Origin of the sequence: Streptomyces sp. CB00455, assembly GCF_001905445.1 — a bacterium.
Taxonomy (GTDB): Bacteria; Actinomycetota; Actinomycetes; order Streptomycetales; family Streptomycetaceae; genus Streptomyces.
In genome coordinates, this window is the sequence record NZ_LIVQ01000004.1 from 392,590 (window position 1) to 418,812 (window position 26,223).

The 26,223-nt window shown below is 72.9% G+C and carries 25 protein-coding genes; 12 read left to right on the forward strand and 13 right to left on the reverse strand.

The window, feature by feature from the left end; all coding sequences use genetic code 11:
- Nucleotides 1–26 precede the first annotated feature (26 nt).
- A complete protein-coding gene (locus AMK16_RS19150) occupies nt 27–572 on the forward strand; it encodes a YbjN domain-containing protein (protein WP_073917237.1) in 546 nt (181 codons plus the stop codon).
- A gap of 40 nt (nt 573–612) precedes the next feature.
- Here the strand turns inward: AMK16_RS19150 and AMK16_RS19155 are convergent, their stop codons facing one another.
- The 3 genes from AMK16_RS19155 to AMK16_RS36665 all read right to left on the reverse strand — a co-directional run bounded on the left by AMK16_RS19155 (nt 613) and on the right by AMK16_RS36665 (nt 3,867).
- A complete protein-coding gene (locus tag AMK16_RS19155) occupies nt 613–1,791 on the reverse strand; it encodes a hypothetical protein (protein WP_073917239.1) in 1,179 nt (392 codons plus the stop codon).
- Between the two features lie 459 nt (nt 1,792–2,250).
- Nucleotides 2,251–3,474 (reverse strand): pyridoxal phosphate-dependent aminotransferase, encoded by a 1,224-nt coding sequence (locus AMK16_RS19160; protein WP_443333580.1) that lies wholly within the window; start codon nt 3,472–3,474, stop codon nt 2,251–2,253.
- Between the two features lie 207 nt (nt 3,475–3,681).
- The gene (locus tag AMK16_RS36665) at nt 3,682–3,867 is read right to left on the reverse strand and encodes a hypothetical protein (RefSeq protein ID WP_199885475.1); all 186 of its coding nucleotides are present in this window, start codon (nt 3,865–3,867) and stop codon (nt 3,682–3,684) included.
- Nucleotides 3,868–4,171: 304 nt separating this feature from the next.
- Between AMK16_RS36665 and AMK16_RS19170 the strand changes: the two genes are divergently transcribed.
- The 10 genes from AMK16_RS19170 to AMK16_RS19215 all read left to right on the forward strand — a co-directional run bounded on the left by AMK16_RS19170 (nt 4,172) and on the right by AMK16_RS19215 (nt 14,172).
- Nucleotides 4,172–4,720 carry a DUF2617 family protein gene (locus AMK16_RS19170; RefSeq protein ID WP_073917245.1) on the forward strand — a complete coding sequence of 183 codons (549 nt, stop codon included), beginning with the start codon at nt 4,172–4,174 and terminating at the stop codon, nt 4,718–4,720.
- A gap of 177 nt (nt 4,721–4,897) precedes the next feature.
- On the forward strand, nt 4,898–6,541 hold the full coding sequence (locus AMK16_RS19175) for a polyamine aminopropyltransferase (RefSeq protein WP_079191584.1): 1,644 nt from the start codon (nt 4,898–4,900) through the stop codon (nt 6,539–6,541).
- A 33-nt stretch (nt 6,542–6,574) separates the two neighbouring features.
- Entirely contained in the window at nt 6,575–7,561 is a 987-nt protein-coding gene (locus AMK16_RS19180) for an SRPBCC domain-containing protein (RefSeq protein WP_073917248.1), read from the forward strand.
- Between the two features lie 88 nt (nt 7,562–7,649).
- Entirely contained in the window at nt 7,650–8,438 is a 789-nt protein-coding gene (locus AMK16_RS19185; protein ID WP_073917251.1) for an aldose epimerase family protein, read from the forward strand.
- 21 nt (nt 8,439–8,459) lie between these two features.
- Complete coding sequence (pyrE, locus tag AMK16_RS19190; RefSeq protein WP_073917254.1) at nt 8,460–8,999, forward strand: orotate phosphoribosyltransferase; 540 nt, start codon at nt 8,460–8,462, stop codon at nt 8,997–8,999.
- 250 nt (nt 9,000–9,249) lie between these two features.
- Nucleotides 9,250–10,272 (forward strand): class II fructose-bisphosphate aldolase, encoded by a 1,023-nt coding sequence (gene fbaA, locus AMK16_RS19195; RefSeq protein WP_073917257.1) that lies wholly within the window; start codon nt 9,250–9,252, stop codon nt 10,270–10,272.
- 130 nt (nt 10,273–10,402) lie between these two features.
- Nucleotides 10,403–10,816 carry a DUF3151 domain-containing protein gene (locus AMK16_RS19200; protein WP_073917259.1) on the forward strand — a complete coding sequence of 138 codons (414 nt, stop codon included), beginning with the start codon at nt 10,403–10,405 and terminating at the stop codon, nt 10,814–10,816.
- A gap of 148 nt (nt 10,817–10,964) precedes the next feature.
- A complete protein-coding gene (locus tag AMK16_RS19205) occupies nt 10,965–11,810 on the forward strand; it encodes a tryptophan 2,3-dioxygenase (RefSeq protein ID WP_073917262.1) in 846 nt (281 codons plus the stop codon).
- Nucleotides 11,803–13,119: a kynureninase gene (kynU, locus tag AMK16_RS19210; protein WP_079191585.1), complete on the forward strand. Its 1,317-nt coding sequence runs from the start codon at nt 11,803–11,805 to the stop codon at nt 13,117–13,119. The genes AMK16_RS19205 and kynU overlap by 8 nt, the downstream gene beginning before the upstream one ends.
- A gap of 171 nt (nt 13,120–13,290) precedes the next feature.
- Nucleotides 13,291–14,172 carry an alpha/beta hydrolase family protein gene (locus tag AMK16_RS19215; protein ID WP_073917776.1) on the forward strand — a complete coding sequence of 294 codons (882 nt, stop codon included), beginning with the start codon at nt 13,291–13,293 and terminating at the stop codon, nt 14,170–14,172.
- A gap of 297 nt (nt 14,173–14,469) precedes the next feature.
- Here the strand turns inward: AMK16_RS19215 and AMK16_RS19220 are convergent, their stop codons facing one another.
- The gene (locus AMK16_RS19220) at nt 14,470–15,753 is read right to left on the reverse strand and encodes an adenylosuccinate synthase (protein WP_073917265.1); all 1,284 of its coding nucleotides are present in this window, start codon (nt 15,751–15,753) and stop codon (nt 14,470–14,472) included.
- Nucleotides 15,754–15,937: 184 nt separating this feature from the next.
- Between AMK16_RS19220 and AMK16_RS19225 the strand changes: the two genes are divergently transcribed.
- Nucleotides 15,938–16,768, forward strand: coding sequence for a diacylglycerol kinase (locus AMK16_RS19225; protein WP_073917268.1), 831 nt, complete (start codon nt 15,938–15,940; stop codon nt 16,766–16,768).
- A 90-nt stretch (nt 16,769–16,858) separates the two neighbouring features.
- Here the strand turns inward: AMK16_RS19225 and AMK16_RS19230 are convergent, their stop codons facing one another.
- From AMK16_RS19230 to AMK16_RS19270, 9 genes are all read right to left on the reverse strand, one after another.
- The gene (locus tag AMK16_RS19230) at nt 16,859–18,067 is read right to left on the reverse strand and encodes a cytochrome P450 (protein ID WP_073917271.1); all 1,209 of its coding nucleotides are present in this window, start codon (nt 18,065–18,067) and stop codon (nt 16,859–16,861) included.
- 203 nt (nt 18,068–18,270) lie between these two features.
- Nucleotides 18,271–18,930: a response regulator gene (locus AMK16_RS19235; RefSeq protein WP_073917274.1), complete on the reverse strand. Its 660-nt coding sequence runs from the start codon at nt 18,928–18,930 to the stop codon at nt 18,271–18,273.
- Entirely contained in the window at nt 18,927–20,264 is a 1,338-nt protein-coding gene (locus tag AMK16_RS19240) for a sensor histidine kinase (protein WP_073917278.1), read from the reverse strand. Before AMK16_RS19240 ends, AMK16_RS19235 begins: the two co-directional genes overlap by 4 nt.
- Nucleotides 20,265–20,352: 88 nt before the next feature.
- On the reverse strand, nt 20,353–21,024 hold the full coding sequence (locus AMK16_RS19245) for a response regulator (protein WP_073917281.1): 672 nt from the start codon (nt 21,022–21,024) through the stop codon (nt 20,353–20,355).
- Nucleotides 21,021–22,358, reverse strand: coding sequence for a sensor histidine kinase (locus AMK16_RS19250; RefSeq protein ID WP_242438791.1), 1,338 nt, complete (start codon nt 22,356–22,358; stop codon nt 21,021–21,023). The genes AMK16_RS19245 and AMK16_RS19250 overlap by 4 nt, the downstream gene beginning before the upstream one ends.
- Before the next feature lie 10 nt (nt 22,359–22,368).
- Nucleotides 22,369–23,751 (reverse strand): acyltransferase family protein, encoded by a 1,383-nt coding sequence (locus AMK16_RS19255; RefSeq protein ID WP_079191586.1) that lies wholly within the window; start codon nt 23,749–23,751, stop codon nt 22,369–22,371.
- Nucleotides 23,744–24,628, reverse strand: coding sequence for an alpha/beta hydrolase (locus AMK16_RS19260; protein ID WP_338014457.1), 885 nt, complete (start codon nt 24,626–24,628; stop codon nt 23,744–23,746). The genes AMK16_RS19255 and AMK16_RS19260 overlap by 8 nt, the downstream gene beginning before the upstream one ends.
- Before the next feature lie 562 nt (nt 24,629–25,190).
- Complete coding sequence (locus tag AMK16_RS19265; protein WP_107417180.1) at nt 25,191–25,805, reverse strand: LysE family translocator; 615 nt, start codon at nt 25,803–25,805, stop codon at nt 25,191–25,193.
- A 5-nt stretch (nt 25,806–25,810) separates the two neighbouring features.
- The gene (locus AMK16_RS19270) at nt 25,811–26,200 is read right to left on the reverse strand and encodes a nuclear transport factor 2 family protein (protein WP_073917288.1); all 390 of its coding nucleotides are present in this window, start codon (nt 26,198–26,200) and stop codon (nt 25,811–25,813) included.
- Nucleotides 26,201–26,223: the final 23 nt, after the last annotated feature.

Consider the following 26,223-nt stretch of genomic DNA (forward strand, 5'->3'; position numbering starts at 1 on the left):
AGGTATCCGCACGAAGGGAAATCACGGTGAGCATCGACCCGGCCTCGATTCCGAACTTCGGAGGGCAGCAGCCCGATCCGCAGGCCACAGGACCGGCGGGCCCCGTCGTCCCCGACCAGGATCTGGTCAAGCAGCTGCTGGAGCAGATGGAGCTCAAGTACGTCGTCGACGACGAGGGTGACCTCGCGGCGCCGTGGGAGGAGTTCCGCACGTACTTCATGTTCCGCGGCGAGGACGAACAGCAGGTCTTCTCGGTGCGGACCTTCTACGACCGTCCGCACAAGATCGAGGAGAAGCCCCAGCTTCTCGAATCGATCGACGACTGGAACCGCCGCACCCTGTGGCCGAAGGTCTACAGCCACACCCACGACGACGGCTCGGTCCGTCTGATCGGCGAAGCGCAGATGCTGATCGGCACCGGCGTCAGCCTGGAGCACTTCGTGTCCTCCACGGTCAGCTGGGTCCGCGCCTCCATCGAGTTCGACAAGTGGCTCGTCGAGCAGTTCGGCCTGGAGAAGGAAGTCGACTCCGCCGACGGCGACGAGAACAACGGCGAGGACGACGGCCAGTAGTCGGTCACACCGGCTGCACCGGCCCCGTCGGCCTTCGCCTTCACAGCGGTACGCGCGCCACGAGCAGCAGGTAGAGCCCGTAGCCGTGGCCGAGCCCGGCCAGCACCGCGGTCACCACGACCGCGGTGCGGGGCCGGGCTCGTGCCATGACGGCCGCGACCGGCAGCAGCAGCGGGAAGGCCGGGAGCAGGAACCGCGGCTTCGACTCGAAGAAGCCCGCCCCGCCATAGGCGATCACCAGGAGCACCGCGGTGTACGCGAGCAGCGGCAGCGGGATCCGGTCCATGAGCAGCGCCGCCGCCAGCAGCCCCGCGGCGCCCAGCAGGACCACGGTCACCGTCGTGGCGAGCGGCACGTGGCCGCCGGTCAGCACCCGCTCCGCGGAGCGCAGCGCCCCGTACCCGAAGTCGAAGCGGGAGCCCCAGCGCCGCTGGACCGCGAAGTAGCCGCCGAGGGGGTCGTGCGTCCGCGCCCCGACGGCCAGGACGTAACCCGCCCAGCCCGCCGGGGCCAGCAGCCCGGCCGCCCACACCTCGGGTTCGCGCCGGCGGCGGACGAGGACCGCGTGCAGGGCCATGCCCGACACGGCGGCCGCGACGGCGAGCCCGGTGGGCCGGGTCAGCCCGGCGAGCACGGCGAGGCCGGCCGCCGCCAGCCAGCGGCCGCGCAGCAGGCAGTACAGGGCCCAGGCGGCGAGCGCGGCCAGCAGCGGCTCGGTGTAGGCGAGGGTGAGCACCACCGCGTGCGGCAGGGCCGCCCACAGCCCCACGAGCAGCAGTCCGGCGCGCGGACCGATCACCGCCTCCCCGACCCGGTAGACCCCGACGGCGGCCGCGGCGGCGCAGGTCCAGGCCACCAGGATCCCGGCGGGGACGAGCCCGCCGGGCAGGACGGCGGCCCCGAGCCGCATCAGCAGCGGGTAGAGCGGGAAGAAGGCGTAGTCGCTCTGGATGGAGCCGGTGTCCGCCCACATCTGGGTCCGGCCGTAGCCGTGGGCGGCGATCCCGAGGTACCAGACGGAGTCCCAGGAGCCGCCGAGGACCTTCAGCGGGTCCCGGCCCGCCCACCAGGAGCCGAGGGTGAGGACCAGCACCCCGGCGCCCCGCACGGCGCCGAACACCCCGAGCGCGAGGACGGTCACCGGAGCGGCGGACCGTACCGCCTTGACGGCCCGGACCTCAAGGGGCGACGCGGACACCGAGGCTCTGCCCGTTGCCATGTATCCCGACTCTCCTGCTCTTCGTGGGGACGCTCATCCGTCGATGAGAGCTTCGGGCACCTTCGATGCCGCCAGCTTCACACCGGCCTCGCCCGCCCCGCAACCATCGGCGTGAACCGCTCTGCCGGCGTTCCCACCGCGACGTTCCGGCTCCGGTCGCAGCACTGGAGCCGGCGCAGCCGGGCCGCTGCCTCCTGGAGGACTTCGGCCTTCTTGCAGAAGGGCAAGGCGTGCGTCGGAAGGCAGCACACACCAGGGATCCGCGCTCGAGCAGTGGGAGTTCGAAGTCCGAGCGGCGGCCGCGTGCGCTACCTGGTCAGCCCTGAGACATCGACCGTAGTCCTGGTCTACGCGTCCACGAGGCACCCCAAGGACACCGAGTAACTCGTAGTTCCCGTGCGGCACGGGCTCCGGCTGAAAGGCCGGGCCCTGTGCCCGCACGTCCCTCTGACTCGCTGCTCAGCGAGCCAGCCGACCGAGGCGGTCTACCGCCTCCTCCAAAACCGCCGTCCTCTTGCAGAACGCCCAGCGCACCTGGGCGGCTCCGGCGGCCTTGTCGTCGTAGAAGACCTGGTTCGGGACGGCGACCACGCCGCAGCGCTCGGGGAGGGCGCGGCAGAAGGCGAGGCCGTCCTTCTCGCCGAGGGGGGTGATGTCCGTGGTGATGAAGTAGGTGCCCTGGGGGCGGAAGACCTCGAACCCGGCCGCGGCGAGGCCGTCGGCGAGGATGTCGCGTTTGGCGGCCAGGTCGGCGCGCAAGGTGTCGTAGTACGCGTCGGGGAGGGCGAGGGCCTGGGCGATCGCGTACTGGAACGGGCCGGAGGAGACGTAGGTCAGGAACTGCTTGACCGAGCGGACCGCCGTGACCAGTTCGGGGGACGCGGTGATCCAGCCGACCTTCCAGCCGGTGAAGGAGTAGGTCTTGCCGGCGGAGGAGATGGTGACCGTGCGCTCGCGCATGCCGGGCAGCCCCGCCAGCGGGGTGTGGGCGCCCTCGAAGACCAGGTGCTCGTACACCTCGTCGGTCACGACGAGCAGGTCCCGCTCGACGGCGAGTTCGGCGACGGCCGCCAGCTCGGCCGGGGTCAGGACGGTGCCCGTCGGGTTGTGCGGAGTGTTGATCAGGAGCAGGCGGGTGCGCGGCGTGACGGCCGCGCGCAATTCGTCCAGGTCGAGGACGAAGGCTCCGCCGGCCGCCCCCGGGAGGTGCCCCGGGGTCTGCGGGCGCAGGGTGACGGGGACGCGTACGGCGCCGGCCATCGCGATGCAGGCCGCGTAGGAGTCGTAGAACGGTTCGAGGGCGATGACCTCGTCTCCCGGTTCGAGGAGGGCGAGGAGGGCGGCGGCGATGGCCTCGGTGGCGCCCGCCGTGACCAGGACCTCGGTGTCGGGGTCGTAGGACAGGCCGTAGAACCGCTGCTGGTGCGCGGCGATCGCGGCGCGCAGTTCGGGGATGCCGGGGCCGGGCGGGTACTGGTTGCCGAGGCCCGTGAGGACGGCGCGGGAGGCGGCTTCGGCGATCTCGGCGGGGCCGTCGGTGTCGGGGAAGCCCTGGCCCAGGTTGATCGAGCCGGTGCGGTCGGCCAGTGCCGACATCTCCGCGAAGATCGTGGTGCCGAAGGCCGCCAGGCGGCGGTTGAGGAAGGGGCGGTCGCTGCTCACGGGTGCGCTCATGGGCGCCATCCTGCGGGGAAGCTCTGGACTTGCTCAAGTGTGCTTTGGGTCGTGTGGGCCAAGGGCATCTCCCCTGCACGCGGGACGCGGGGATCCCGCCCCCCGGGACGACCGGGGTGTGAGAGAGGGGGCGGGCATGGTGTTCGTCTTCATCGTTTTCGGGCTCGTGATCGTCGGATTCGTCGTGACCGTGGCGATCCGTTCATTCAGGAGCGGCTACGCGTCCGGCGGCAGCGGCAACAGCTGGTGGGCCGGCGGGAGCGGGAACTCCTCGTCGAGTTCCTGTTCGAGCGGATCCTCGTGCGGGTCCTCCTCCTGTGGATCCTCCTCGTCCTGCGGCGGATCATCGTCCTCGTGCGGTGGCGGGGGGTGCGGTTCCAGCTGACACGGGGCAGCTGGCACCGCATGGACGGGGGGCGCCCGGCGGTCTGGATTTCCGCCGGGCGCCTTCTGCGCGTCCGTGCACCACGACGCGCGCAACGCAGCTTGTTGAACACGTGAACTGTGTAGCCCCCGGGGGGATGTAAACCCCTTCAAGTTGGGTAAAGGCGCTGTGAGTGCCGTGCCTTTCATGATTCCCTCGGTCGAGTAGCCAGTCCTCGGACCTCCCTGGACTTCCTGTGGACCCGTGCCGTCGTCCCCCCACCCGTTGACTACCGCTGGCGGGCCCCGGCCCCTCTCCCTCGCGTGTTTGCGGAGCCGACTCATGCTCACGACCCTCCAGACCACTTACACCGACACGTGTGCCGCCGATCTCGCCTGGGCCCTGGGTCGGGAGCGGCTTCCCGCCCTTGCCGTACTGAACCTCGAACTGTCGGGCGCCGCAGTCGAATTGCGCCTGCTCGGGGCCTCGCACCAGGTACTCCTGGAGGAGGGGGAGGTGTTCTGCTCGGAGACGGTCGCCTGCATGCCCGGCAGCAGTACGCCGCTGCCGCTGGGGGTGGCCAAGCGGATGGGTGACTGGGAGTACGAGTTCGCCGCCCGCGTCGAGACACTCTCCCGCGGCTCCTTCGCGGGGCGCGCGCAGGAACTGCTCGCACTGGTCGCCGACCACCCGAACGGGCTGGCGGGCACCTTCCCGGGCAGTCCGCACGCCTTCACCGCCCTGCTCGCCCAGCGCCACGAGGGCCAGGTCCGCTGGCGGACCTGGCACGCCTACCCCCAGGAAGGCCAGCTCGTGGCGACCAGGACACGGATCGGGCTGCGGACCGGCGCCGCGGCCGCGCCGGCAGCGGAGGCCCCCGCGATGCTCTGAGGAGCGCGCCGCGCTGCAGCGGGCGGCGCCCGCGCGTTCCGGACGGCCGCCGCGCGCGCGGTAGCGTCCGCACGCACCGGGAAGACGTTTCGGTTACGCCAACTGGCCCTACCGGCAGGTGACTTGCACCCATGTGGGTGACCGGGTGCGGGTGGGCGGTGACGTACGGTTCGCTGCATGATCGACCGATCCGTTCCGCGGCGGGTACTCCCGGCTCCGGAGCCGCGCGGTGCGGCGACCGTCCCGGCCGCCCTGCCCGTACGGCCCCGGACCGGCCGGCTCCTCGTCCTGGCCACCGTGTTCATCTGCGCTGCCTGCGGGCTCGTGTACGAACTGGAGCTGCTCGCCCTCGGCTCCTACCTCATCGGGGACTCCGTCACCCAGGCGTCGGTCGTGCTGTCCGTGATGGTCTTCGCCATGGGCGTCGGCTCCCTGCTGGCCAAACGGCTGCGCACCCGGCCCGCCGTCGGCTTCGCCGCCATCGAGGCCGCACTGGCCCTGCTCGGCGGGCTTTCGGCCGTGGCGCTGTACGCCAGCTTCGCCTGGCTCGGCGAGTCGCGGCCGGCGCTCGTCGCCTTCTCCTTCGCCATCGGCGTCCTCATCGGCGCGGAGATCCCGCTGCTGATGGTCCTCATCCAGCGCATCCGCAGACAGGACGCGGGCGGGGCCGTCGCCGACCTGTTCGCCGCCGACTACGTGGGCGCCCTGGTCGGCGGCCTCGCCTTCCCCTTCCTGCTGCTCCCGCTGCTCGGGCAGCTCACCGGAGCCATGCTCACCGGCACCGTCAACGCCCTCGTCGGGGGCGGGCTGGTGCTCTGGCTGTTCCGCCGCGACCTCAGCCGCCGCTCCCGGGTACTGCTGATCGTCGCGAACGTGACCGTCCTGGCCGTGCTCGCCTGCGCGACCGTCCTCGCCGACGACTTCGAGCGGGTCGCCCGCCGCGCCGTCTACGGCGCCGAGGTGCGGGTCGCCGTCCGGACCGGGGTGCAGGAGCTGGTGCTCACCGGGCCCCCGACCGGCTCACCGCGCTCCCTGGACCTCTATCTCGACGGCCGGCTGCGGGTCAGCGGCTACGACGAGTACCGCTACCACGAGGCCCTCGTCCACCCCGCCATGACCGGCCCGCACTCCCGCGTCCTGGTGCTCGGCGGCGGCGACGGGCTCGCCGCCCGCGAGGTGCTGCGCTACCCCGACGTCACCTCCGTCACCGTCGTGGAGCTCGACCCCGGCGTGATCCGGCTCGCCCGGACCGATCCGATGCTGTCCGCGCTCAACGCCGGGGTGTTCGACGACCCGCGCCTCGGGGTCGTCAGCCAGGACGCCTTCCGCTGGCTGCGCCGGCCGGGCGCCCGGGACCGGTACGACGTCATCGTCTCCGACCTCCCCGACCCGGGCATCACCCCCAGCACGAAGCTGTACTCCCAGGAGTTCTACGGGCTCGCCGCACGGGCCCTGCGGCCCGGCGGCCGGATCGCCGTGCACGCCGGACCGCCGAGCACCCGCCCGCGCACCTACTGGACCGTCGACTCCACCCTGCGCGCCGCCGGGCTGCGCACCACGCCCTACAGCGCGGGCGGCCGCCTCTCGGGCTCCGCCGCGGGCCCCGACCGCACCCCGCTCGGTGCCGGCGGTGCGCCGGCGCAGGACTGGGGCTTCGTGCTGGCCTCCCGGGAGCAGGCGCCCCCGCTGCGCGTGGACCACGACACGCCGGCGCTGCGCTCGCTGTCGACCGGGTCGCTGCTGGATTCGGCGCGCGACACGGAGCGGACCCGGATGGCGGGGCTGCCGCCTTCGACGCTGCCGCACCCGCGGTATTCGTGACCGGGTGCGGGTCTGCTCGGTAGGCTCGACCGCATGGAGCATCAGGTGTTCGTTCCGGTTCCGCCAGAGCGCCTCCGCGCCGTGCTGCGCGACCCCGTCCGGGTCGCCGGGTGTCTGCCGGGACTCCAGCAGGACGCCGACACGGAGTCCGGGCCGCTCTCCGGCCGGCTGAAGGTCCGGGTCGGCGGCCACACCGTGACCTACCGGGGCGCCCTGGCCGTCACCGAGCAGGGGCCCGACCTCTTCGCCGTCGAGGGCGAGGGCACGGAGGTCCGGGGCAGCGGGAGCGTCAAGCTCGCCGTCGCGGTGCGGCTCACCGCGCAGGAGGACGGGACCCGGCTGGACGTCACCGCCGGGGGCACCGCCGACGGGCGGGCCGCCGCCTTCACCGCCGAGGCCACCGCGACCGCCGTGCGGCGGCTGCTGGAGCGGACGGCCGAACAGCTCGCGGTGGCCGCCGCGCCGGGCGCGGCGGGTACGGGTGTCGCTACGGCTACGGCTACGGCTACGGGTACGGGTACGGGTACGGGTACGGGGGACGGTACGGATGTCGAGCCCGGGCCGGTGGACCCGGCCGCCGGGGCCGATGCCGCCGAGGACGCCGAGGACGCCGACGACGCCGAGGACGACGTGCGGGACCCCGTCGCCGAGGCCGAGGCCATCGAGGAGGCCGAAGGCGGGACGGCGGGGGCCACGGACGGCGACGACGTCACCGAGGTCAGCGCATCGGTGTTCGAGACCGAGGTGCCGCCGCCCACCCTGGACCCCTTCCTGGCCGACGGGTTCGAGGACGTGGGCGAACTGCCCCGACCGCCCGCCGAGGCCGCCCATGCCCGCCGCACCATGATCGGCCGCAGCGCGGAGGAGGTGGACCACGCGCCGCCGCGCGGGCGCTACGCCCCGGTCCCGGCCCCCACCTCCGCCGCGGCCGGGGACAGCCTGCGCTGGATCGCCCCGGCCGCGGCCCTCGCCCTGGCTTCCGCGGTCGTTCTCGGCCGGGCGCTGCGCCGCCGCCGCTGACCGGCCGGGAGGCCGTCGCGCCGGCACCTCGCCGACCGGTGCGGCCGGTCCGCCGTGACCGGGGTGGCATCCCGTTAGGGTCGACCGCATGAGTACGCAACTGAGCGCCGGGGGCGCCGAGGTGACCGTCGACCAGGAGAACGGCTGCCGGATCAGCAGTCTGCGCATCGACGGGACGGAACTGCTGCGCCAGGGCCCGACATACGGGTCCTTCCCGATGGTTCCGTGGTGCGGCCGGACCGAGAACGGCCGCTTCCAGGACGGCGCGACCGTCCACCAGCTCCCGGTCAACCAGCCGCCGCACGCCATCCACGGCTTCGGGCGCGACGCGGCCTGGCGCCCCGCCCGGGTTACCGACGCCGAGGCGGTCTTCACCTACGACCTGGCCGACCCCTGGCCCTACCCCGGCCGGGTCACCCAGATCGTCGAGCTTTCCCCCGACGCCATGACGCTCACCATGGGCGTCGAGACGTACGGGGACTCCTTCCCGGCCCAGGCCGGCTGGCACCCCTGGTTCCGGCGCGACCTCGGACTCGGAGGCCAGGAGGTCGGCATCGGCTTCGACGCGGCGTGGCAGGAGGAACGCGGCGAGGACCACCTCCCCACCGGCAACCGCATCGACCCCAAGCCCGGGCCGTGGGACGACTGCTTCGGCATGCCGCAGGGCGTCGACGTGACGCTCACCTGGCCCGGCGCGCTGGAAGTCAGGATCACCAGCCGGGCCGAGTGGGTCGTGGTCTACGACGAGGAGGCCGAGGCCGTCTGCGTCGAGCCGCAGTCCGGGCCGCCCAACGGGCTGAACACCCTTCCGCGCCTGGTCACACCCGTCGACCCGCTGGAAATCTCCACCACGTGGACCTGGCGGCGGCTCTCCTAGAGCGCAATTAAGCTCAGGGCCATGACTGACGTACGCGATGCGCTTCTGCAGCAGATCAAGGACAAGGCCGTCGTGCACGGCAAGGTGACCCTCTCCTCCGGCCTGGAGGCCGACTACTACATCGACCTCCGCCGGATCACGCTCGACGGCGAGGCGGCCCCGCTCGTCGGTCAGGTCATGCTCGACCTGACCGCCGACCTCGAATTCGACTGCGTCGGCGGCCTGACCCTGGGCGCCGACCCGGTCGCCACCTCGATGCTGCACGCCTCCGCCGCGCGCGGTCAGCGCCTGGACGCCTTCGTCGTCCGCAAGGCGCAGAAGGCGCACGGGATGCAGCGCCGCATCGAGGGCACCGACGTGCGGGGCAAGCGCTGCCTGGTCGTCGAGGACACCTCGACCACCGGCGGCTCCCCGCTGACGGCCGTCGAGGCGGTCCGCGAGGCCGGCGGCGAGGTCGTGGCCGTCGCCACGATCGTCGACCGCGGCGCGGCCGGGGCCATCGCCGAGGCGGGCCTGGCGTACCTCACCGGCTACCGCCTTGAGGACCTGGGCCTGTCCTAACGCTGTGGCCGGGAGACTCGGGCCCGACGGGTGGACGAAGGTCCTCGGGAGGGCCCGGCAGGCTCTGACCTGGACCTTCTCAGACGGCCGGGATGTTTCACGTGAAACGTCCCGGCCGGTTCGGCCCGCGTCGGCGCCCGGCGGGGGTGGAGTGTCGCGCGGAGTCTGGAAAGATAGGCGCGACGATGACGTCGCCCCCAGGTCAGGGCCCGCAATAAGCACACTCCCCGCACATCCAAGGAGCGGACAGATGCCCATCGCAACCCCCGAGGTCTACAACGAGATGCTCGACCGGGCGAAGGCAGGCAAGTTCGCCTACCCGGCCATCAACGTGACCTCCTCCCAGACCCTGCACGCTGCGCTGCGCGGCTTCGCGGAGGCCGAGAGCGACGGCATCATCCAGATCTCCACCGGTGGTGCGGAGTTCCTGGGTGGCCAGTACAACAAGGACATGGTCACCGGCGCGGTCGCGCTGGCCGAGTTCGCGCACGTCGTCGCCGCCAAGTACGACATCACGGTCGCCCTGCACACGGACCACTGCCCCAAGGACAAGCTGGACGGTTACGTACGTCCGCTCCTGGAGGTCTCCGCCGAGCGCGTGGCCCGCGGTCTGAACCCGCTCTTCCAGTCGCACATGTGGGACGGTTCCGCCGAGACCCTGGCCGACAACCTGGCCATCGGCCAGGAGCTGCTCGCCAAGGCCGCCGCGGCGAAGATCATCCTTGAGGTCGAGATCACCCCGACCGGCGGCGAGGAGGACGGCGTCAGCCACGAGATCAACGACGAGCTGTACACCACCGTCGACGACGCGCTGCGCACCGCCGAGGCCCTGGGCCTGGGGGAGAAGGGCCGCTACCTGCTGGCCGCCTCCTTCGGCAACGTCCACGGCGTCTACAAGCCGGGCAACGTCGTCCTGCGTCCCGAGCTGCTGAAGGACCTCCAGGCCGGCGTCGGCGAGAAGTACGGCAAGCCGTCGCCGTTCGACTTCGTCTTCCACGGCGGCTCCGGCTCCACCGCCGAGGAGATCGCCACCGCGCTGGAGAACGGCGTCGTGAAGATGAACCTCGACACCGACACGCAGTACGCCTTCACCCGCCCCGTCGTGGACCACATGTTCCGCAACTACGACGCGGTGCTGAAGGTCGACGGCGAGGTCGGCACGAAGTCCAAGTACGACCCCCGTACGTGGGGCAAGTCCGCCGAGGCGGGCATGGCCGCGCGGGTCACCGAGGCGTGCGCGAACCTGCGCTCCACGGGCACCAAGCTCAAGTAGTCCCGCCAGTCCCGCGGTACGCCGCACCGAAGGGCCCGGCCCCCGTCCCACGCGACGGCGGCCGGGCCCTTCGGCCTTCCCGGTGGCCGCCCGGACCCGGAAGCCCCCCGGCGTCGGCCAGACTGGGGGCATGTCCATTCACCAGAACCTCCTCGGGGGCCCCGCCCCCACCCACCTCCCCGACGAGCCCGGCCGCGAGGCCCTGGCCGCCGGCACCCCCGCCGTCGAGGTCGCGGCCGCGCACCCCACGTCCTCCCTCGCCTGGGCGACCCTCGCCGACGAGGCGTTCGCCGCCGGCCGCACGGTCGAGTCGTACGCGTACGCCCGTACGGGCTACCACCGCGGCCTGGACGCGCTGCGCCGCGCCGGCTGGAAGGGCCACGGCCCGGTCCCGTGGGAGCACGAGCCGAACCGCGGTTTCCTGCGCGCCCTGAACGCCCTCGCCCGCGCCGCCGGGGAGATCGGCGAGAAGGAGGAGTACGAGCGCTGCTCGACCTTCCTGCGCGACTCCTCCCCGACGGCGGCGGACACCCTCACCGCCTGAGGTCCTCCACCAAGGAGCGTGACGTACGCCACACTCCGCTGGAGCCCCGCCCCGACCGCGCCCTATGATGCGGGCAGGGGACCGGGGCTCCACTCACCTCACGGAAGGAGCGGACCGCTACCCGGAAGCACGTGTCGAGGAGACAGCGATGTCGAACACCCTTGATGCCTCCGGAGCCGGTTCGGACACCCCGAACCTCGACTTCGCCGGCACGACCCCCTACGAGGACTACGTCCAGGCGGACGTCCTCACCCACCTCCAGCACCTGCGCTCGGACGACCCCGGCGAGATGGTCTTCCTGGTCACGACCCAGGTCATGGAGCTGTGGTTCACGGTCATCGTCCACGAGTGGGAAACCGCCGCGAAGGCCCTGCGCGAGGACCGCATCCCGGTCGCGATGGATGCGCTGAAACGATCCCTCCGCGAACTGGAAGCGCTGAACGCCTCCTGGCGCCCCCTGGCTCAGCTCACCCCGGGGCAGTTCAACGCCTACCGTTCCGCCCTCGGTGAGGGTTCCGGTTTCCAGTCGGCGATGTACCGCCGGATGGAGTTCCTGCTCGGCGACAAGTCGGCGTCCATGCTGGTCCCGCACCGCGGCGCCCCGCGCGTGCACGCGGAGCTGGAGAAGGCCCTGCACGAGCCCAGCCTGTACGACGAGGTCCTGCGCCTCCTGGCCCGCCGCGGCTTCCCCGTCCCGGCCGAGGTCCTGGACCGCGACCTGTCCCGGCGCTACGAGCCTTCGGCCGAGGTCGAGGCCGTCTGGACGGGGCTCTACGCCTCCCCGGACGAGCACCTGGACCTCCACCGCCTGGGCGAGGTCCTCACGGACGTCGCCGAGCTGGTCTGGCGCTGGCGCAACGACCACCTGGTGGCCACCCGCCGCGCGATGGGCGCCAAGACGGGCACCGGCGGCTCGGCCGGGGTGACCTGGCTGGAGAAGCGCGCCCAGAAGAACGTCTTCCCGGAACTGTGGACGGCCCGCAGCCATGTCTGAGCCGACGCGCACATCCGAGCCGGCCGCCGCGCGCCCGCGGGCGGGCGCACCGCTCGAACCCGACCACGGCGCCCCCGGCACCGCTGGCGGCCCCGGCGGCTCCGGTTCCCCCACCGGAGACCTGGCGGCCCGCGCCGCGGCCCTGGACGCCGCCGACGAGCTGGCCGGGCTCCGCGACCGCTTCACCCTCCCCGACGGAGTCGTCTACCTGGACGGCAACTCCCTCGGCGCCCTCCCGGCCACGGTCGCGGCGGCCACCAGCGACGTCGTCACCCGCCAGTGGGGCGAACTCCTCATACGCTCCTGGGACGAGAGCGACTGGTGGACCGCGCCCGAGCGGATCGGCGACAAGCTCGCCCCCCTTGTCGGCGCGGCCCCCGGCCAGGTCGTCGTCGGCGACTCCACCAGCGTCAACCTCTTCAAGGCCCTGGTCGGCGCCGCCCGCCTGGCGGAGGCGGCCGGCCCCGGGCGGACGACGATGCTGGTCGACGCCGCCACCTTCCCCACGGACGGCTACATCGCCGCCTCGGCCGCCCGGATGACCGGCCTGACCGTGCTCCCCACCGACCCGGCGGACGTGCCCGCGGCCCTCGGCCCGGACACCGCCGTCGTCCTCCTCAACCACGTCGACTACCGCACGGGCCGCCTGCACGACCTCCCCGGCCTCACCCGGGCGGTCCACGCCGCCGGCGCGATCGCGGTCTGGGACCTGTGCCACTCGGCCGGAGCCCTCCCCGTCGGCCTCGACGCGCACGCCGTCGACCTCGCAGTCGGCTGCACGTACAAGTACCTCAACGGCGGCCCCGGCGCCCCGGCGTACCTCTACATCGCCGAGCGCCACCAGGCCGCCTTCGACTCCCCGCTCCCCGGCTGGAACAGCCACGCGGACCCCTTCGGCATGACCCCGCACTACGCCCCGGCCGAGGGCGCGCTGCGCGGCCGCGTCGGAACCCCGGACATCCTGTCCATGCTGGCCCTGGAGTCGGCGCTGGACGCCTGGGACGGGGTCACCGTCGAGGCGGTGCGGGCCAAGTCGCTCGCCCTGACCGACTTCTTCCTCGCGTGCGTGGCGCAGTACGTCCCGCAGGGCACGGTCGAACCGGTCACCCCGGCCGAGCACGAACGGCGCGGCAGCCAGGTCTCGCTGCGTACCGAGAACGCCCGTGAGGTCATGCGGGAACTCATCGCCCGGGGCGTCGTCGGCGACTACCGCGCTCCCGACGTCCTGCGCTTCGGTTTCACTCCGCTGTACGTCGGTTTCGCCGACGCGGAGCGTGCCGCGCGCACCCTGGGTCACATTTTCGGGTGACCCCCCAGCGAAACGTCACATCACCGGGCGGGCGGGGCCACGGCTCCGCCCGCCGCGGCATATCCCGGGCCCCGCACGGAATCGGCCGTTCCAGACTGATACGGTCCCGCTCTGCCGGAACACCGGATCATCTGTCCCCGCTGTCACATGCGTTACCGAGAGGTCGAGCCGATGACGGACCCCGCCGCCGTGGAACGGGACGCCGCCGAGGCCGCCTCGGCCTTCTCCCATCCGGCGGTCCCCCCGGACGCGTCGGCCGCCTACGGCGACCACCCGGACCAGGTCGTCGACTTCTACGCCCCGCGCGACGACGCCCGCGCGACCCCGGCCCCGCTGGTGGTGGTGCTGCACGGCGGCGCGTGGCGCGCCCCGTACGACCGGCAGCACATCAGTCCCTTCGCCGACTTCCTGGCCCGTCGGGGTTTCGCGGTCGCCAACGTCGAATACCGGCGCGGAAGTCCCCTCCCGCGCCAGGGCGCCGAGGGACCGGTCGCCGGGCGCTGGCCGGAGACCTTCGACGACGTCGCAGCGGCGCTGGACGCCCTGCCGGGGCTCGCCGCGTCGGCGCTGCCGCAGGCCGACCTCCGCAGGGTCGTCCTCACCGGCCACTCGGCCGGCGGTCATCTCGCGCTGTGGGGCGCGGCCCGGCACGTCCTGCCCGGAGGGGCCCCGTGGAGGCTGCCTTCGCCCCCGGTGCTGCGCGGCGTGGTGGCGCTGGCCCCGATCGCGGACTTCACGGTGGCACAGCAGCTCGGCGTGTGCGGCGGCGCGAGCGGGCAGTTGCTGGGAGGCGCGGAACACTTCGCCCCCCGGCTGCCCTTCGCCGACCCGGCGGCCCTGCTGCCGACGGGCATCGCCACCGCGGTGGTCCAGGGGCGCGAGGACATCGTGGTCCCGCCGCGGGTGTCCGAGTCCTACGTGGCCGCGGCCGCGGAGGCGGGCGAGACGGTCGGGCTGACCCTGCTGGACGGGGTCGGGCACTTCCCGCTGATCGACCCGGCGGTGGACGCCTGCGCGGTGGTCGCGGAGGAGATCGCGCAACTGGCCTGGTAGGGCCCGGCGGCCCGGTGCAGGAGCAGGACGTGCACGCACCGGTCGACCGCGAAGCCGCTTGCGGGCGCCGGCCGGCGTCCTGTGCCCGGCGTCCTGCGGCGGCCGTCCTCCGGCCGGGGCCGCGGGTCGCCGCAGAATTCATCGGGCCCCACGCAAAACGCTCGGCTGGGAAACCCCAGCCGAGCGCCTGCATGAACTACTCGCGGCTTGACCAAACCAACCACGTGTCGCGACGACCGCTGGACACCCCCGTGGGCGCACCGCCCCTTCGGGTGTCCGGCTGCGGACGGGCGGTTCCTAGAGGAACGAGTTGATCTCGATCGTCTCGGTGCGGCCGGGGCCGACGCCGATCGCGGAGATCGGGGCGCCCGACATCTCCTCCAGGGCCTTGACGTACGCCTGGGCGTTCGCCGGGAGGTCCTCGAAGGTCTTCGCCTTGGTGATGTCCTCGGACCAGCCGGGGAGGTATTCGTAGATGGGCTTCGCGTGGTGGAAGTCCGTCTGCGAGTAGGGGAGCTCCTCGACGCGCTTGCCGTCGATCTCGTACGCGACGCAGACCGGGATCTGCTCCCAGCCGGTCAGCACGTCCAGCTTGGTGAGGAAGAAGTCGGTCAGACCGTTGACGCGGGTGGCGTAGCGCGCGATCGGCGCGTCGAACCAGCCGCAGCGGCGGTCTCGGCCGGTGGTCACACCGCGCTCGCCGCCGATGCGGCGCAGGTCCTCGCCGTCCTTGTCGAACAGCTCGGTCGGGAACGGGCCGGCGCCGACACGGGTCGTGTAGGCCTTCAGGATGCCGATGACGCGGCTGATCTTCGTCGGGCCGACACCCGTACCGGTGCAGGCGCCGCCCGCGGTCGGGTTCGAAGAGGTGACGAAGGGGTACGTGCCGTGGTCGACGTCGAGCAGCGTGCCCTGGCCGCCCTCGAAGAGCACGACCTTGTCCTCGTCCAGCGCGTTGTTGAGGATCAGGGTGGTGTCGGCGACATACGGCTTGATCTGCTCCGCGTACTGGAGCATCTCCTCGACGATCTGCGCGGCGTCGATCGCGCGGCGGTTGTACAGCTTCGCGAGGAGCTGGTTCTTGCCTTCGAGGGCCGCTTCGACCTTCTGGGTGAGGATGGACTCGTCGTAGAGGTCCTGGACCCGGATGCCGATGCGGTTGATCTTGTCGGCGTACGTCGGGCCGATGCCGCGGCCGGTCGTGCCGATCTTGCGCTTGCCGAGGAACCGCTCGCCGACCTTGTCGAGGGTGACGTTGTACGGCGTGATCAGGTGCGCGTTGCCGCTGAGGAGCAGCTTGGAGGTGTCGATGCCGCGCTCGTTGAGACCGCGCAGCTCGGAGAGCAGGACGGCCGGGTCGACGACGACGCCGTTACCGATGACCGGGGTGCATCCGGGGGAGAGGATGCCGGAGGGGAGAAGGTGCAGTGCATACTTCTGGTCGCCTACGACGACGGTGTGGCCGGCGTTGTTGCCACCCTGGTAGCGCACTACATAGTCGACGGATCCACCGAGCAGGTCGGTGGCCTTTCCCTTGCCCTCGTCACCCCACTGAGCTCCGAGCAGCACAAGAGCGGGCACAGGCGTACACCTCTTCCGGATGGGGCATGTCCAAGGTCAGGGGGCGTACGACGATGTACACCGCAGGCTGAGCCGTCGGACCGGTGCCCCGGAATAGACGAAGGCCCTGGCGCAATAGCGCAAGGGCCTCTTGCACAAAGATGCTACCCGAGGAAGGACCGAGGTGTCGGCTCCAGAGCCCACCATGAGCCACGCGGGCGCGCCGGTAGGCGGCCTGCTCGTGCTCGTCGACCCGGTCGCCCGCCGTCTTGACGGCGAGTCCGTGCGGATCGCGAAGGATGTGTTGTCAGCGGGAGCGGCGGCGAAAATCTGCCTCCCCGATTCGCAGGAGGAATTCGCGCGGGCCCTTGCCCGCCGGGGCCATCGGCGGCCGGTGATCGTGGGGGACGACCGCGCCCTGGTCCGGGCGGTGGGGCTGCTGCACCGGGAGCGGGGGCTGGGCGACGGCGCCCTGGCGCTGGTGCCGGTGGGGCACGCGGGGTCCCTCGGGCTCGCGCGGTCCCTCGGCGTGCCACTGTCCGCCGTCTCGGCGGCGCGTGCGGTGCTCGAAGGAGCGGCGCGGTTGTGCGACCTGCTGGTCGACGACAGCGACGGGGTGGTCCTCGGCGCGCTGCGCATCCCGCCACTGCGGACCGGGAGCCCGCCGCCGGGCGCCGGTCCGTCCGTGTGGAGTGCGTACCGCTCGCTGGTGCGGACGTTGGTGCGCCCGGCGGTGGGATCCGGCGCAGCGGGCCGCCTGCGGTTGCGGGTGGAGGCGGACGGGGTGGTCCTGGCGGACGTGGACCGGCCGGTGGAGGACGTTTCGGTACGCACCGGGGACGACGGGGGCCTGGCCGAGGTCGTGGTCCGGACAGGTGGCGGGGGCGCGGAGGCCGTGGTGAGGGCCCGGGCGAAGACGGTCACGGTCTCGGGGGCGGACTTCCGCTACCGGGCGGACGCGGCGATGGCCGGACCGGTGCGCCGCCGTACGTGGACCCTGCGGCCGGGAGCGTGGACGCTCACGCTGCCGAGGTGAGGGCGGGGCGGGGGCGGGTGCGCCGACCGGGTCGGCCGCGGTGTTCGCGGCGGCCGGCCTGGCCGGCCTGCGCCGACGGGACATCGCGGCCTAGAACTCGACGAGCAGTTCCCGCAGGCCCCGGATGACGTAACCGTCCCGCCACTGCGGCTCCCTGACGAGCCGCATGGGCGGGACGCCGTCCGCCAGCAGCGCCCCGAAGGATGCCTCCAGTTCGCGCCGGGCCAGCGGGGCTCCGAGGCAGTAGTGGATTCCGGCCCCGAAGCTCAGGTGGGGGTTGTCGGCGCGGGCGAGGTCGAGCGTGTCGGGGTCGGCGAACCGCGCGGGGTCCCGGTTCGCGGACCCGAAGAGCAGGGCGACCTCGGCTCCGCGGGGGATGTCGGTGTCCCCGATCCGGAGGTCGTCGAGGACCCACCGCTCGAACATCTGCAGGGGCGTGTCATGGCGCAGAAGTTCATCCACAGCTGTGGATAACTTTTCGGGATGCGGATCCGCGCGCAGTTCCGCGAGCTTCGCGGGATGCCGGAAGAGGGTCCACCAGCCGTTGGCGGTGGTGTTGACGGTGGCTTCGTGGCCGGCGTTCAGCAGCAGTACGCAGGTGGAGATCATCTCCTGCTCGCTGAGCCGCCCCTCCTCGTCGTGGGCGGCGATCAGACCGGAGATCAGATCCTCTCCCGGGCGGGTGCGCCGCTCGGCGATCAGCTCCCTCAGGTAGGCGCTGAACTCGATGCTCGCCCGCACCGCGCGCCGCGCCGTCTCTTCCTGCGGCCGGAGCTCGAACATCCCGCAGATGGCCTGCGACCAGGGTCGCAGCAGCCCCCGGTCCGCCTGCGGCACACCCAGCAGCTCCGCGATCACCGCCACCGGCAGGGGTTCGGCGACAGCAGTGAGCAGGTCCCCGCCGCCGTCCGCGAGCAGGTGCCCCGTGAGCTCCCCGGCCAGCCGCCGCACGGCCGGTACGAGCCGCTCCACCGTCCGCGGGGTGAAGGCCTTCGCCACCAGCCGCCGCACCCGCGCGTGCGCGGGATCCTCCAGGTCCAGCAGGCCGTTGTCGTTGAGCACGTGGAAGGCCTCGTGCTCCGCCGGGGGCGGTACCCGGCCGAAGTCCTCGTGCGTGAACCGGTGCAGGTAGGTCCGGCCCAGCCGCCGGTCGCGCAGCAGCGCGCTCACGTCGGCGTAATGCGGCACCAGCCACTGCCGGGTGGCCTCGCACCACAGTGCGCGCCCCTGCTCGCGCAACTCCCGGTACGCCGGATACGGATCGGCGACGAACGCGGCATCCCACGGATCAAAGCCCATCCCCGCACCCTAAGGGCTGTCCCGCAATCCCCGGCGGGCGCACGACGCCGGCTACGGCGCCTCGCCGCGTTGTCGGAACGCCCCGATACGCCCAGTATGAGGGCGCCCCTCCGCCTTGCGATGCACCGCATCTGACGCCGTGCGCTGATCCACCGGGGATTACGGGACAGCCCTCAGGGGGTGTCTTGGGGGCGCGGTGGTCCCTACGCGGGGGTCACCAGCCGGGTCTCGTACGCGAACACGGCCGCCTGCGTGCGGTCCCGCAGGCCCAACTTCACCAGGATCCGGCTCACATGGGTCTTGATGGTGGATTCCGCCACGATCAGCCGGCTCGCTATCTCACCGTTGGAGAGTCCCTGTGCGATCAGCACCAGCACCTCCTTCTCGCGGTCCGTCAACTCGCCCACCCCCGCCGGGTCGGCGAGCTTCGGCGATTCGGCGATCTTCGAGAACTCCGCGATCAGCCGCTTCGTCACCGACGGCGCGAGCAGCGCTTCACCGGCGGCCACCACCCGTACGCCGTCCGCGAGCTGACGGGCCGAGGCATCCTTCAGCAGGAAGCCGGAGGCTCCGGCCCGCAGCGCCTGGTACACGTACTCGTCGAGGTCGAAGGTCGTCAGGACCAGCACCTTCGCGTCCGTGTCGGCGGCCACGATCTCCCGCGTCGCCTCCAGGCCGTTCATCTGCGGCATCCGGATGTCCATCAGCACCACATCCGGCCGCAACGCCGCCACCTGCGCGATGGCCTCCCGGCCGTCGACCGCCTCGCCCACCACCTCGATGCCGTCCATGGCGTTCAGCAGGACCGAGAAGCCCTCGCGCACCATCATCTGGTCGTCGACGATCAACACCTTGATCGTCATGCCGCACCCGCTCCCGTCCCCGGCTCCGCCACCGGCTCCGTGCGGCCGCGCACCGGTATGAACACCGCCACCTCGTACCCGCCCGACCCCGTCTCGCCCGCCGTCATCTCCCCCTCCAGCATCGCCACCCGCTCGCGCATCCCGGTGATCCCGTGCCCGGCCCCCGGCGAGGGCCGCGCGTCCCCGGTCGGCGCCCCGTTGACCACGCGTATCCCCAGGCCGCCCAGTACGTAGGACACCTCCACCGAGGCCGTCGAGCCCGGCGCGTGCCGCAGCGTGTTGCTCAGCGCTTCCTGGATGATCCGGTAGGCCGACAGCTCCACCCCCTGCGGCAGCTCCCGGACCGCGCCGGTGACCGTCTTCTCCACGCTCAGCCCGGCCTCCCGCACATTCGACAGCAGCCCGTCCAGCGACGCCAGCGTGGGCTGCGGGGCGTCCGGCGCCTCATAGTCCGCGGAACGCACCACTCCCAGCACCCGGCGCAGTTCCGTCAGCGCCGAGACCGCGTTCTCCCGGATGGTGACGAAGGCGGCCTCCAGCTCCGGCGGCGGGTTCTTCACCCGGTACGGCGCCGCCTCGGCCTGGATCGCGACCACCGACATGTGGTGGGCCACCACGTCGTGCAGCTCCCGGGCGATCGTCGTCCGTTCCTCCAGCAGCGTCCGCTTGTCCCGCTCCACAGCCGTGACCTCCTGCTGGGCCGTCACCTCCTGCTGCGCCTGCCTGCGGGTATTGCGGACCGTGACCAACAGCAGGACGACTCCGGACAGGAACGCCATCGGGCCGAGCTCGACGGATCGACCGATCAGGACCGGCAGCACGGTCCCGGCCAGCACGGTGATCAGCCACAGCCACCAGGCCACCCGGGGGCGACTGCGCATCGCCACGACCGTCACCACCGCCATGTGCGCCACGAACGTACCGGGCGCCCACGGCCAGTTCATGCCGGTGTTCTGCACCACCGCCAGCGGCAGCGCCACGCCCAGCACCATCCAGAACGCCCCCACCGGACGCACCAGGGTCATCAGGACCGGCGCAGCGGCCATCAGCCCCATCAGCAGGCCCAGCCCGGGCGACACGTCGGCGTTGTCGGCGGAGGAGACGAGCAGGGTCAGCAGCGCGAGCCCGCCCACGGCGGCATGCGGGAGGAAGGCCGCCTTCGGCCGCAGCGACTTCGGCATCCACCGCGCCGGACGGCCGTCCGTGCCGGCCGGCGGCAGCGGCCGGTAGGCGAAGGCATCGGTGATCAGATCCTCGCGGAAACTCTCAAGGAGACCGGAGGCGATGCGGAATTCAGGTGCCCGGGCTGTCCCCCCGGCGGTCGTATCGGTCATACGCACCACCGTAGGTCCGCGCCGGCCTCCTCCGCGTCGCCGCTGAAGGGGATATCCCGGGGTCCCCCTCAAGTACTACGCCGGTGACTCAGTACCCCGCCGGACGGACCAGGCCCGTCTCGTACGCGAACACTGCCGCCTGCGTGCGGTCGCGCAGGCCCAGTTTCACGAGGATCCGGCCCACGTGGGTCTTCACCGTCTGCTCCGCCACGGTCAGGTGCGCCGCGATCTCCGCATTGGACAGCCCCTGGGCCACGAGCGAGAGGACCTCCGTCTCGCGCTCGGTCAGTTCGTCGATCCGTGCCCGTGACGGCGCCCGGGGCGCCCCCAGCCGGGAGAACTCCGTGATCAGCCGCTTGGTGATGTTCGGCGACAGCAGGGCCTCCCCGGCCGCCACCACCCGCACCGCCTCCGCGAGCTGGTCGGCCGAGGCGTCCTTGAGCAGGAAGCCGGAGGCCCCGGCCCGCAGCGCCTCGTACACGTACTCGTCGAGATCGAAGGTGGTCAGCACCAGCACCTTCACGGCGGAGCCCGCGGTGCCCGTGATCACCGACGTGGCCTCGATGCCGCCCATGCCCGGCATGCGGATGTCCATCAGGACCACGTCCGGCCGCAGCTCGCCGACCTTGGCGACGGCATCGGCGCCGTCCACGGCCTGGCCGACCACCTCGATGTCGGGCTGGGCGTTGAGAAGCACGGTGAAGCCCTGCCGGACCATCATCTGGTCGTCGGCGATCATCACCTTGATCGGCGTGCTCATGAAACCTTCTTCGTCTCGGGGAAGGAGCCGCCGGACAGGTCCTGCGGATCCATCGGGAGTACCGCGGTCACCTCGTACCCGCCGTCGGGGCGCGGACCTGCGGCCAGCTCGCCCCCCAGCATGCCCGCCCGCTCCCGCATCCCCAGCAGCCCGTGCCCCGCACCGGGGGACGGGGACGCGACCCCGGTCGGCGGGGTGTTGGCGACGCACAGGTGCAGATCGCGCGGCCCGTAGGCGATGCCGACCTCCACCTCGGAACCCGGCGCGTGGCGCAGGCAGTTGCTCAGCGCCTCCTGCACGATCCGGTACGCGGTGAGCTCGACGCCGGGCGTCAGCGGCCGCCGGAGCCCCGCGACCTCGACGGTGACCGGCAACCCGGCTCCCCGCACGTTGTCCACGAGGCCGTCCAGCTCGGCCAGGGTGGGCTGCGGATGGTGGGGGCGGGCGGGATCGCCCGGCTGCTCGGAGCGCAGCACGCCCAGCACCCGCCGCAGCTCCGTCAGCGCCTCCAGGGCGTTCTCCCGGATGCCCGCGAGGTTCTCCTTGAGCTCCTCGGACGGATCGTCCACCAGGTGCGGGGCGACCTGCGCCTGGATGGAGATCACCGACATGTGGTGCGCGACGACGTCGTGCAGCTCGCGGGCGATCCGGCTGCGCTCCTCCAGGAGGGTGCGCCGGGCGCGTTCCTCCTCGGTGAGGGTCTCCTGCTGGACCAGCTCGCCGCGGGCCAGCCGCAAGGCGCGCAGCGCGTATCCGAGGAGCCCCACGAAACCGAAGAGCACGAGCGCCCCGATGGCCGTGGACTGGCTGTGCTCCGGCTTGAGGAGCGCCTCGGCCAGGCCGGTGGCGGCGGCCGGGACGGCGACGGCCGCGATGGTGACCCGGGGCGGAACCCGCAGCGCGACCAGGAGCAGCGGCACGGCGAAGGCGAACAGGCCGCCGGGTGTCCACGGCCAGGTCTGGCCGTGCCCGACAGGGCCGTGGATCGCCCCGGCGGTCAGGCCGGCGGCGGCGAGGCCGAGCCACCACCCGGCGATCGGCCGGACCATGGCGAGCCCGATGGACATGCCGGTCATGATGCCCAGCACCAGCGGCGAGCCGCCCGTGACGTGGTAGTGGTCCCCGAGCTCCTCCACGGTCAGGAAGCCGAAGAACACGGCGGCGTAGAGGACCAGCACGTGCGGCAGCCGGTTCAGCCACCGCGGCCGGGACATCCGGGGCAGGGCGTCCTGACGCAGCGTGAACAGCTCCCGGACCAACGGCCCCATCGATGAGGTGCGATGGGCTGAGCGGGAGGGCGGGGCATCGGCCAAGGGCGCGGGCTGCTCGGTCACATGGGCCAGCCTAGGCATGGGTGACCGCCCCGGCGGAAGCGCGGGGGGACGGACCGACGCGGGCCGGCACGGCCGTCCGGACGGGCGGGGCGGAGCAGGCGTACGGGGTGGAGCGGGTCGGCGGGGTGGAGTCGGCCGGCGCAACGGAGCCGACGGGCGGGGTGGAGCGCGTCCGGTGGGGGAGGCCGGGGGCCGTGGGCTCCGGGCGGCTCCGCCCGGGCCGGGGGCGCGGCCGGTCGTTGCGCGCGGGTCGTGCCGGACCGCAGGGTCGCGGCCGACGGCCCTGTTCATACGTACGGAACGTCGCCCAGCACAGCGCCAGCGCGATGGCGAACACCGGCAGCCACAGCAGGCGGGCCGCTATCCACTCCGGGGCGCCGGGCACGGTGTGCAGCCCCGGCAGGTCGGGCGAGACGAGCAGCCCGAGGGCGGTGACGGTCATCATGGCGGTCTGGTGCCACAGGAAGACCGTCATGGCGGAGAGGTTCACCAGGGCGACCTTCGCCCAGGCTCCCGGCCGCCGCATGGCCCGGCCCAGCGGCTCGCGGACCAGCAGTGCCAGCCCGCACTGGGCCAGTCCGAACGTCACCGCGGCGAGCGTGGGCGGGTTGAGGTTGGACATGGCCGCCCCAGGGACACCCACCATGGACGCCGGGTACCCGCCCCACAGGACGAGCGCGGCCGTTGCCGCCGCGCCCGCACCGAGCAGGAGCAGGCAGGGGCCGCGCCGCGCGAACGCCCCCCGGGACCAGGCGGCGCCCAGGGTGTAGGGGACGAGCCAGCCGGCCGCCACATTGACCCAGCCGGCCCACTCGGGGCCGCCGGATCCGAAGCGCCACAGATCGACGCCTGCCACCACGGCGACCGGCCAGAGCGGATGCAGCCGGGCCACGAGCGGGGTCGCCGCGGTCAGCGCGGCGAACACCAGCAGGAACCACAGGGGCGACAGCACCAGCTTGAGCAAGGTCCGGACGGTGTCCAGCTCCACCCCGCCGACCAGCATCCCGCCCGCCGCGACGGTCCACAGGAGGAGCACGGCCACGACCGGGCGAAACAGCCGGCCCAGCCGCCGGCCCGCCCAGTCCCGGTACGAGTCCCCGCGCGCCCGCGCCGTCGCATACCCGCCGGCGGCGACACGGCCACCGACGAGGAAGAACACGGCCAGTGTCTGGAACACCCAGGACACGGGGGCCAGCCAGGCCATGTGGGCCAGCGGACTGGTGGTGCTGAGGCCGCCCTCGGCCGTGGTCAGGGCGGTGACCAGCCAGTGCCCGAGCACCACACCGAGGATCGCGAAGGCCCGCAGCGCGTCGACGGCGCGGTCCCGTCCGGCCGGGGTGGCGGCCTCGATTCCCGCCGCCAAGGCGGACCAGCGTGCGCGGGGCCTACGCATGGGGGATCTCCGGAGCGGTGGAGGCGCCGGCGGAGCCGAGGACGATGGCGGCCAGGCTGTCGAGGGATTCGGTGCCCGGCTTGAGGTAGTCGCTGTGCCCGGCGGGACCGGCGGTGAAGGGCCGGGCCCCGAAGGCGGGATCGACGGGGTCGCTGCCGAAGCCGATGCCGCCGAGACGCACGTGCGGGACGTGGCCGATCCAGTCGCCACTGCCCCGGCCGGCCCAGACCCGGGCCCGCGTCGGCAGCTCCCGGACGGAAGCCGCCCCCGTGCCCGGGCTGCCGAAGAGGACCATGTCGGTGACAGCGGGCCCGGTGCCGGTGCGGGCGCAGACGACGGAGCCGTAGGAGTGGCACAGGAGCGAGAGGCGGGCGCCGGGCCCCGCCATCGGGCGCAACCGGTCCAGGAAGGGGCCCAGTTCGGCGGCGGCCTCCTTAGCCCGGTCCGCCGTCAGGACCGTCGCGCTGACCGTGCCGGGGGTGTCGTACCCGAGCCAGGCGACCACGGCGGAGCGCGGATGCCCGGCCTGGAGGCGCTGCTGGAGGGAGACGGCCCCGGCACGGAACCTCTGGTAGGTGTCGAGCGTGGTGTCCGAGCCGGGCACCAGGACCGTCACCCGGTCGGCGGTCTCCAGCTCCCCGAACACCTCGACGGCCCGGCCCCGCCCCCGGCCGTCGAAGGCGAGGAACTGGGCCGTACCGGACGCCTCCATGGTCCGCAGCTTGGATGCACGGCCGGTGCGGCCGGCGTCCTCGGCCATCCGGGCCGCCTCGGTGAGGTTCGCGCGGTTGGCCGCGTACCGGTCGTGGGGCGAGGCCGTCGCGGCGACAGCCGCCGGTGCCGGGGCGGGAGCGCCGGGGGAGGCGGCCGCGGACACGGGAACCACCACGGCCCCGGCGACGAGGCCGGCCAGCAGCGTACGCCGCAGCCGTCCCCCCGCCCGGGGCCGGCCACCTGACGCTCCGGGGAGCCGCCCGCTCACGGGCCCTGCCGTGACCGGCATGCCTGCTGTGCCCGGCACGCCTGCAGGGCCCGCCGTCCCCGCCGGTTCCGTCGTGCCCGGGATACCGGCGGTGGCCTTCGTCCCCGCTCCGCCCGCCGGCCCCGTAGCCGTTGTCCCCGTCCCCGTCCCCGCCGCCATGTTTCTCTTCCTCCGGTCGGGAAGAGCCCCCAGCGCCCTCCTCTGCCACCGAAGTTAGAATTCGCGGCCCCTCGTCTGCGTCCCGCTCCAGAGCCGTGTTCGCGCGTAGCTCTCAGGTATGACGGGGGTTACTTCAGCGGCGGGAGAGGCACGCAACCCCCCCACGGCACGGAGCAGCCCGAGGCAGCCGAACCCCGCCGAGCAGCAGCAAGATGACTGGCCGTCCAGAGGACCGGCGGCCCGGCCAGAGCTGTGACGGGAGAGGTTCACGGGGTCGCGGCGCCCGGCACAGCACCCATTAGGTCGTGGCCACGCGTACGCCGAAGCCGATCAGGACCACGCCCGTCACCCGGTCCAGGGCGCGCCGTACGCGCGGCCGTTCGAAGAACCGCCGGGCGCGCGACAGGGCGTGCACGTACGTGCCCAGCCAGACCAGGGTGAGCAGCACGTGGACCAGGACCAGCAACGCCATGCCCGCCGCCGGGTGCATGCCGGGCGGCGCGAGGGTGGGCAGCAGCCCCGTGTAGAAAACGGCGATCTTGGGGTTGAGGACGTTGGCGACCAGTCCGGTGCGCCAGGCACCGCCGGCACCCGCCGCGGCGGTCTCGTGGCCCGGCTCCGCCCCCGCCGCACGCAGCGACCGCGCCCCGAGCAGGCAGAGGTAGGCGGCCCCGGCGAGCTTGACGACCAGGTACACCTCGGCCGAAGCGGCGAGCAGCGCCGCGAGACCGGCCACGGTGAGGGCTCCCCAGAACAGCAGGCCGACGGCGATCCCGGCGACCGTGCGCAGCCCGTCGGCGCGGCCCCGGGTGACCGCCCGCTTCGTCACGATCGCCATGTCGGGACCGGGTACGAGGGTCAAAAGGGCAAGGACCGCGGTGGCGCCGAGCAGTGGGGACAGGTGGGTCAGCACCTGCCTCAGTCTGCCACCAGGGGCTCTACGTAGCCCGCCCGCCAGCGCGGCGCGGGGTCCTGGCCGGGGCTGGTCCAGTACTCGCGCGCGCCCACGATCTCCCCGTCCCGCACGGTCCACAGGGAGACGGCCCGGTAGACCACGTGGTCCTCGGGTACCTCCACCTCGGTGACGACGAGGTCGCCGTCCGCCAGGATCCGCAGCAGGTCCACGGATCTCTCGTCCGCGTCGCCGTCGTCGGTGTTGACGGCTATGAAGTTCGCGCGTCCCACGATGCGCTCACCGCTCACGGGCCATTCGATGACCGCGTCCTCGGCGATGAGCCCGGCCACGCCGTCCCAGTCGCGCGCCTCGATCCGCTCCCACAGTTGTGCCACTACGTTCAACGGCTCCATGGTCGGCAGTGTCCGACGCGGGC